Annotated in this window: 4 protein-coding genes; all 4 read right to left on the minus strand. The window is 72.2% G+C overall.

What is annotated here, in order from left to right:
- A partial coding sequence (locus NCC78_RS23270; RefSeq protein WP_250797050.1) for a ThuA domain-containing protein occupies window positions 1-1,858 on the minus strand: 1,858 nt, incomplete at its 3' end.
- A gap of 54 nt (window positions 1,859-1,912) precedes the next feature.
- A complete protein-coding gene (locus NCC78_RS23275) occupies window positions 1,913-4,780 on the minus strand; it encodes a PQQ-dependent sugar dehydrogenase (protein WP_250797051.1) in 2,868 nt (955 codons plus the stop codon).
- A gap of 363 nt (window positions 4,781-5,143) precedes the next feature.
- Complete coding sequence (locus NCC78_RS23280) at window positions 5,144-6,211, minus strand: polyprenyl synthetase family protein (protein WP_250797052.1); 1,068 nt, start codon at window positions 6,209-6,211, stop codon at window positions 5,144-5,146.
- A complete protein-coding gene (locus NCC78_RS23285; protein WP_250797053.1) occupies window positions 6,208-7,617 on the minus strand; it encodes an alkaline phosphatase family protein in 1,410 nt (469 codons plus the stop codon). Before NCC78_RS23285 ends, NCC78_RS23280 begins: the two co-directional genes overlap by 4 nt.
- Between the last annotated feature and the right edge of the window lie 659 nt (window positions 7,618-8,276).

Below are 8,276 nucleotides of genomic sequence, written 5' to 3' on the forward strand. Positions count from 1 at the left end.
TCGGCGTCACCGTCCAGGTCTGCGCCCCGGTGCCGTTGCAGCCGTAGATCTGGATCTGGGTGCCGTCGGCGGTGCCGCTGCCGCGCACGTCCAGGCACTTACCGGCCAGGCCCTTGATCGGGCCGGTGCCGCCCGTGCCGCCGCCGCCCTTGACCAGGGTGAAGTCGTCGACGTCGAAGAGCCCCGAGCCCGACCCGGTGAAGGTCAGGTAGAGGTTCTGCGTGCCGGACGGGACCCCGGAGAGGTTCGTCGTGACGTCGGCGTAGGTGGTCCAGCTGCCGGTGTTGGGCACCGCCACCGAGCCGAGCACGGTGCCGGTGGTCGAGCCGGTGCGGACCTGGATGGTCCCGCCCGGGCCGCCGGAAACCACCCGGGCCTTGAACGACGTGACCCCGGTCAGGTCGACCCCGTTGTACGCGGCCCAGTCACCCGGGTCGATGTAGCCGAGGGTCTGCCCGCCGTTCGCGCCGGCCTTGGTGAACGGGGTGACCCCGGCCGACGAGCTGAACGACTCGGCCTGCACGGTGGTGTTCCCGCCCGGGGTGGAGCCCAGTTCCTTGATCCGGATGTTGCGGAACGACACGTCGTCGCCGGTGCCGTGGTTCTGGATGCCGATGTGGCCGGCGAGCGAGCGGACCGGGTTGGTGTTGGTGAAGTCGTTGACCTTCACCCCGTTGAGGAAAACCTGGAGGCGCTCACCCTCGACGAGCAGCTCGTAGCTGTTCCACTCCCCCGGCGCGTTGAGTGCCGCGTCCCGGGCGGCGATGTCGGCGGACTTGAAGGTGTAGACCGCGCCGGTGGTGCGGTCGGCGGCGTCGGTGGCGTCGATCTGCACCTCGTAGCCGTTGTTCACCGCAGAGTACGGGTCGCTCGACGGCGGGAAGCCGATGAAGACGCCCGAGTTGTCGTCCCCGGCAAGCTTCCAGTCCAGCTTCAGCGAGTAGCTTATGAACTGCTTGGCGCTGTACCAGAGCATGCCCAGCCCGCCCACGGAGGTGAGGGTGGCGTCGGAGTTGGTGAAGCTGCCCGGCCCGGCCTGCGACCAGCCGGTGGTGGAGCCGTTGTAGAGCGCCGTGTAGCCGGTCTCCGGCCGGCAGTCGGCCTTGCTGCGGCCGGCGGCGTACCGGATGCCGCCGAGCAGGTGGGCCCGGAAGTTCGCCTCCGCGTACGACGCCTGGGTGTGCCCGCCGCCGGTGTAGAAGGCCCGGCCGCCGCTGTAGGTCTTGCACCAGGCGTGCGGGTGGTCGGCGCCCATCGAGCCGCCCGAGTAGGACGACTCGTCGAGGGTGGCCAGCACCCGGGCGGTGGAGCGGGCGTTGGTCTGGTAGTTGTACCACTCGTCGGTGCGGGTCCAGGTCTGCGGCAGATGGGCGCTGGCCGCGTGCGCCCGGTTCTCGACCTTGACGTTGGCCTGCTGGATCGCCGGGTGCGAGGCGAAGTACGCCCCGACCAGGTTGCCGTAGAAGGACCAGTTGTACTCGGTGTCGGCGGCGGCGTGCACGCCGACGAAGCCGCCGCCGGAGCCGATGTACGACTCGAAGGCGGTCTGCTGGGTGGCGTTGAGCACGTCACCGGTGGTGTTGAGGAAGACGACCGCCTCGTACTGGGCGAGGTTGCCGGTGGTGAACGCGGCGGCGTCCTCGGTGGCGGTGACGGTGAAGTTGTTCCCCGCGCCCAGGTCGCGGATGGCCTGGGTGCCGACGGCGATGGAGTCGTGCCGGAAGCCGGCGGTCTTCGAGAAGACCAGCACGTCGTAGGGGGCGTCGGCGGCGGCCGCCGGGCTGGCGGGGGTGGTGCAGGCGAGGACGGCGAGGACGGCGGTGGCCGCGCCGAGGACGGGTCGGAGGAGTCTGCGCATGTCGCTCTCCAATACCGGGGTGGGGAGGGGCCGTGCCGCCCCTCCCCCTTCAGGTCAGGGCAGGGTCCACTTCTGGTTGTTCGCGCCGAGGCAGGTCCACAGGTGCACGACCGTGCCGTCGGCGGAGTTGTTGCCCGAGACGTCCAGGCACTTGCCGGACTGCGGATTCCTCAGGGTGCCGTCCGCCTGCGCGGACCAGTTCTGCGCACCCGAACCGTTGCACGTCCAGAGCTGGATCTTCGTACCGTCGGCCGAACCACCCCCGGAAACGTCCAGGCACTTGCCCAACGCCTTGACGGTGCTGTTCGGCGTCACCGTCCAGGTCTGCGCCCCGGTGCCGTTGCAGCCGTAGATCTGGATCTGGGTGCCGTCGGCGGTGCCGCTGCCGCGCACGTCCAGGCACTTACCGGCCAGGCCCTTGATCGGGCCGGTCCCGCCGCCGCCGGTGCCCGTGGTGAACGTGAACGAGTCCACGTCGAAGAGCGCCCCGGCGCCGCCGGCGAAGGTCAGGTAGAGCGTGGTGGTGCCGGCCGGCGGGCCGGAGATGGTGCCGGTGACGTTCTGGAAGGTCTCCCAGGAGCCGGTGACCGGCACGGTGGCCGAGCCGAGCACGGTGCCGGTGGCCGAGCCGGCGCGCACCTGGAGGGTGCCGCCGACGCCGCCGGAGGAGACGCGGGCGCTGAACGAGGTCACGTTGTTGATTTTGTACGGCTCGAACGCGATCCAGTCGCCGTTCTCGATGCTGCCGACGGTCTTGCCGCCCTCCGCCGTCGTCTTGCTGTACTGGGCGACGCCCGAGGAGGTCTTGTAGTGCTCCGCCTGGCGCTTCTTCGGCTGGAGGGTGTGCTGCTTGTGGGTGGTCAGCCCGCCCGCGTCGGTGTACTCGGCGTCGAAGATCGCGAAGATGTTCGCCGCGTCGTCGTGCTCACCGTCGACGGGGATGGTGATCGAGCCGGAGCAGCCGGTCTTCGAGGTGATCTGGTGGCCGTGGCTGTCGTGGCCCAGCACGTAGGTCATCTTGACCTTGGTGCAGTCGATCGTGCCGTCCTCCGGGTCGGTCACCGTGATGGTGAACGGCACGGTGTCGCCGTAGTTGAACAACTGGCCGTTGCCCGGGTTGCCGATGGTGACCGTCGGGGCGGTGTTGCCGACGCCGATCTGCACGTTCGCCGTGCCGGTGGCGCCCTGCGGGTCGCGGACGGTCAGCGTGACGGTGTAGGTGCCGTTGGTGGTGTAGGTCTTGCTCGGGTTGGCGGCCGTCGAGGTGGTGCCGTCGCCGAAGTTCCAGGAGTAGGTCAGCGCACCACCCTCCGGGTCCGACGACCCGGCCGAGGAGAAGTTCACGGTCAACGGGGCCGCGCCGGAGGTCTTGTCGGCCGAGGCCGCCGCGGTGGGTGCGCGGTTGCCGCCGGCGATGTAGTCGTAGCGGTAGAGCGCCGAGTTGGCGTCGCCGTTGAAGTAGCCGGTGCCGTAGTCCAGGACGTAGAGGGCGCCGTCCGGCCCGAACGCCATGTCCATGACCTGCTTGCCGTTCCAGGGGAAGGTGTCGATGGTGCCCGGCGAGCCGTCGGCGTTGAGGTGGATCGGCTTGACCCAGCCCCGACCCAGCTCACCGGCGAAGAACTGCCCGTCGAAGGACTGCGGGAACTTGGTGGTGGAGCTCGACGAGGCGTTGTAGCGGTAGACCGGGCCGGCCATCGGCGACTCGGAGCCGCCGCCGAACTCCGGCGGGGTGCCGGCGTCGCCGGCGTACCGGATCCAGGCCGCCCTGGCGCCCGGGAGAGTGGTCAGGCCGGTGTTGCGGAACGAGTTGTTGGTCGGCCCGCCGGTGCAGTTGAACTTGGCGCCGGCCGTGTTGGTGGCGAAGTCCCACTCGGCGTACGTCTCGTTGGCGGTGTTGGTGCCGGTGCAGTACGGCCAGCCGTAGTTGCCCGGCCCGGTGACCCGGTCGAACTCGACCTGGCCGCTCGGGCCCCGGCTGGTGGTGGTGCCGGCGTCCGGGCCGTAGTCGCCGACGTAGACGATGCCGGTGGCCTTGTCGACGCTCATCCGGAACGGGTTGCGGAAGCCCATCGCGTAGATCTCGGGGCGGGTCTTCGGGTCCGAGTCGACGAACATGTTCCCCGCCGGGATGGAGTACGTCCCGTTCGCGTTCACCTTGATCCGCAGGATCTTGCCCCGCAGGTCGTTGGTGTTGGCCGCGCTGCGCTGGGCGTCGTACGCGGGGTTGCGGTTGGTTCGCTCGTCGAGCGGGGCGTACCCGGAGGAGTCGAACGGGTTGGTGTCGTCGCCGGTGGAGAGGTAGAGGTTGCCGGCGGCGTCGAAGTCGATGTCGCCGCCGACGTGGCAGCAGATGCCCCGGTCGGCCGGCACGTCGAGGACGTCGACCTTGCTGGCGGTGTTCAACGTGAAGTCGCTGTTGAGGGTGTAGCGGGAGAGCCGGTTGACGCCCTGCCAGGCGGAGAAGTCGCTGCCGGTCGCGGGCGCGTCACCGCCGGGGGTGGACAGCGGCGGCGCGTAGTAGAGGTAGATGTGCCGGTTGGTGGCGAAGTTCGGGTCGACCCCGACGCCCTGCAACCCCTCCTCGTCGTGGGTGTAGACCGACAGCGTCCCGACCACCGAGGTGTTGCCGCTGGCGTCGGTGCGGCGCACCGTGCCGTTGCGGGCGGTGTGCAGGACCGACCGGTCCGGCAGGACCGCGATGGTCATGGGCTCGCCGACCTCGGCGACGCCCTTGGCGAGCGTGACCTGCTGGAAGTCGGTGGCGACGATGGGGTGGGCCTGAGCCCCGGTCGGGCCGCCGAGCGCGGCCGGGCCGGCGCCGAGGGCGACCGTTCCGGCGGTGGCGACCAGCAGCAGCGCCGAACCGGCGGAGAACCACCGTCGGGTCCGTGGAGGGATGGAGCCGTCCCTGATGGACATGGGGTGTCCCTTCCTGACGAGTGACTGCCAGGGCGGGGCGCGCGCCGTCGCGCCGGATGCCGTAGCGGGGGTGAAGGCGGCCTGCCGGGTGCCGTCCCGGCCGGCCGTGACCTCCGATGGGTGGGGGCCACGTGCTCGGAGGTCACCAGTCGATGGGTTCCCGCGCCGTCGGTTCACCTCGACGAAACAACTTCGTGATGGCCACGACATTAAATCGCCTACGTCGATGTGTCCATACCTTCTGCGCATCCATCGTGGACTTTCGTCGATCCAGCCAAAAGTTGCCGCACGACGCGCGCGATCCAGGACCCGTCGTCGCTCGTGGAGATCGACGAGGCACGACGAGCCCCGGATCGGCGAGGGTCAGAGCGGGCGGTGGATGGCCTGGTCGGCGAGGGAGGTGAGGGCGGCGCGGGTCTCGGTGGTGACCGGGGCGGTCGCCAGGGCGGTGAGCGCCGCGTCGGCGCGTACCCGGATCATCTGCTCGATCCGCTCCCGGGCGCCGGTGGCCTCGATGATCCGCCGGAGTTCGGCGGCGCCCTCGGCGTCCAGGTCCGGGTTGCCGAAGAGCTCCCGCAGCCGGGCGGTCTGCGCCCGGTCGGCGGCGCTGCGGGCCAGCGCCATCATCACCGTCGGCTTGCCCTCCCGCAGGTCGTCCAGGACCGACTTGCCGGTGACCGCCGGGTCACCGAAGACCCCCAGCACGTCGTCGCGCAGCTGGAACGCGTCACCAAGCGGGTCACCGAACTCGGCCAGCGCGGCGACCAGCTCGGGCGCGGCCCCCGCGAGCGTCGCGCCGATCTGCAACGGCCGGGTCACCGTGTAGCGGGCCGCCTTCATCCGGATGACGGTCAACGCGCTGGCCACCGAGCCGTCACCCACCCCGGAGACCAGGTCCAGGTACTCCCCCGCGATCACCTCGGTACGCATCAACGCGAAGACGCCGTACCCCCGGTGCACCTGCTCGGTGCTCAACCCGCACTCGTGGAACATCTGGTCCGACCAGGCGGCGCAGAGGTCGCCGCAGAGCAGGGCGGTGTTACGCCCGTACGCCTCCGGGTCGCCCCGCCAGGACGAGCGGGCGTGCAGGTCGGCGAAGATCCGGTGCACCGACGGCTCGCCCCGGCGGCGGTCGCTGCCGTCGAGGATGTCGTCGTGGATCAGCGCGAACGCGTGGAACAGCTCCAGCGCGGCAGCGGCGATCACGATGGGGGTGCCGTCGCCGCCACCCGCCCCCCGCCAGCCCCAGTAGCAGAAGAGCGGACGCAGCCGCTTGCCGCCGGCCAGCACGAACCGGTGCAGCGCGGTGAACACGCCGCGCGGGGCGCCGTCGGGCCAGTCCGGATCCTGCCGGTCGAGGAACGCGGCCAGCTCGGCGTCGAAGCGGGCACGCAGCTCGCTCACGTCGGTCGGTTCGACGGTGACGGTCACGGCGCCTCCCCCGGCCCGTCGGGTGCGCCCAGCCCGGCCAGCTCCAGCAGCAGGCCCTTCACCTCGGTCGCCGCGAGCCGGTCCCGGGCGGCGCTCGGGTCGGAGCAGAGCAGCACCGGTCCGTCAGCCGGGTCGGCCGGCAGCCGCCCGTGCGAGCCGCGGACCGCCCGGGCCCCGGCGTCCAGCCCGACCACGCTCATCAGGTAGCGCATCCCGAGCTTCTTGCGGGCCAGCGCCACCGCCGCCCGCCGCTTCGCCGCCCCCGGCGCGGCCGGGTCGAAGAGCAGCTCGGCCGGGTCGTACCCGGGTTTGCGGTGGATCTCGACCAGCCGGGCGAAATCCGGCGCGCGGGCGTCGTCGAGCCAGTAGTAGTAGGTGAACCAGGAATCCGGCTCGGCCACCAGCACCAGCTCGCCCGCGCGCGGGTGGTCCAGCCCGTACGCGGCCCGGCCGTCGGCGTCGAGCACCTCGGCCACCCCGGGCAGCCCGGCGCAGAGCTTCGCCACCGCCGGCACGTCGGCCGGGTCCCGGACGTAGACGTGCGCGACCTGGTGGTCGGCGACCGCGAAGGCCCGCGACGTCCACGGGTCGAGGTACTCCATCCCCGCCTGGGTGTAGACCCGCAGCAGCCCCTCGGCGCGCAGCAGCCGGTTGACGTCGACCGGTCGGGAGACGTCGGTGATGCCGTACTCCGAGAGCACCACCACGGTGGCGTCGCTGGCCCGGGCCGCGTCCAGCAGCGGCCCGAGCACCTCGTCCAGCTCGGCCGCCGCGGCGGCGGCCCGGGGCGACGAGGGGCCGAAGCGTTGCAGGTCGTAGTCCAGGTGCGGGACGTAGACCAGGGTCAGGTCGGGCGCCTGGTCGGCGAGGATCCGCTCGGCCGCCCTGCAGATCCAGCGCGACGAGGGCAGCCCCGCGCCGGGCCCCCAGTAGGTGAAGAGCGGAAAGGTGCCGAGGGCGTCGGTCAGGGTGTCGTGCAGCTCGGGCGGGTCGGTCCAGCAGTCCGGATCCTTGCGGCCGTCGGCGTGGTAGACCGGGCGGGGGGTGACCGTCCAGTCCACGTCCGCGCCCATCGCGTACCACCAGCAGACGTTGGCCACCGTGTAACCGGGCTCGGCGCGGCGGGCCGCCTGCCAGAGCTTCTCCCCGCCGACCAGGGCGTGGTGCTGCCGCCACAGCAGCACCTCGCCGAGGTCCCGGAAGTACCACCCGTTGCCGACGATCCCGTGGTCGGCCGGGAGCACCCCGGTGAGGAAGGTGGACTGCACCGAGCAGGTCACCGCGGGCAGCACCGTGCCGAGCTCGGCCCGGAAGCCGGCGTCGGCGACCGCGCGCAACCGGGGCATGTGCGCCAGCAGGCGCGGGGTCAGCCCCACCACGTCCAGCACCACCAGCCGCCGGCTCATCGCCGTACCCCCGCCCCGGCCGCAGTGACGCGCGGCGCCGGCGGCGGGGCCGGCCCGACCGGCGACCCGGGCGGCGCGCCGGGCCGCCCGGGCGGTCGCGCCGATGTACTCGCAGGAGGTCTTGGCGAACCGGCCGACGCCGACGCCCTGGGCGTACCGGCCGTCGACCCCGACGGTCACCAGCGCGGCGCTCAGCTCGCCGGGTGCCTCCGGGGTGGCCACATTCGCCAACGCCACCGAGGCGAGCACCTCGGTGATCCGCCCGGCGGGTACGTCGTCCTGCTCCTCGGGGGCCAGCACGTCGGCGAGGGTGGCCCCGGTCGGCCGCCGGTGCGGCGGGAGCGGCAGCAGGTAGCCGTCCAGGTTGTCGCCGGCCAGCGCGGTCGCCGCGGTCTCGGGGTCCGGGTGCAGCCAGGCGTCCAGCAGTCCGGCGGCGTGCAGGGCCGCCTCGATGGCCGCCGCGTCCGCGCCGCTTACCCCGTCGGTGAAGCGGACCAGTCGCCACAGCGGCGCGCCGGATCGACCGGTGCGCGTCGCCGGCCGGGTCACCGGGGCGGGCGGCGCGTCGTCGTGCTCGGCGGCGATCTGGTCTCGTTCGGCGGCCACCTCGGCCCGCCGGTCGGCCAGCGCCGCGCGGTGCGCCGCGAGCGCCGCGAGCC

Origin of the sequence: Micromonospora phytophila, from assembly GCF_023656545.1 — a bacterium.
In the GTDB taxonomy this organism is placed as follows: domain Bacteria; phylum Actinomycetota; class Actinomycetes; order Mycobacteriales; family Micromonosporaceae; genus Micromonospora; species Micromonospora phytophila.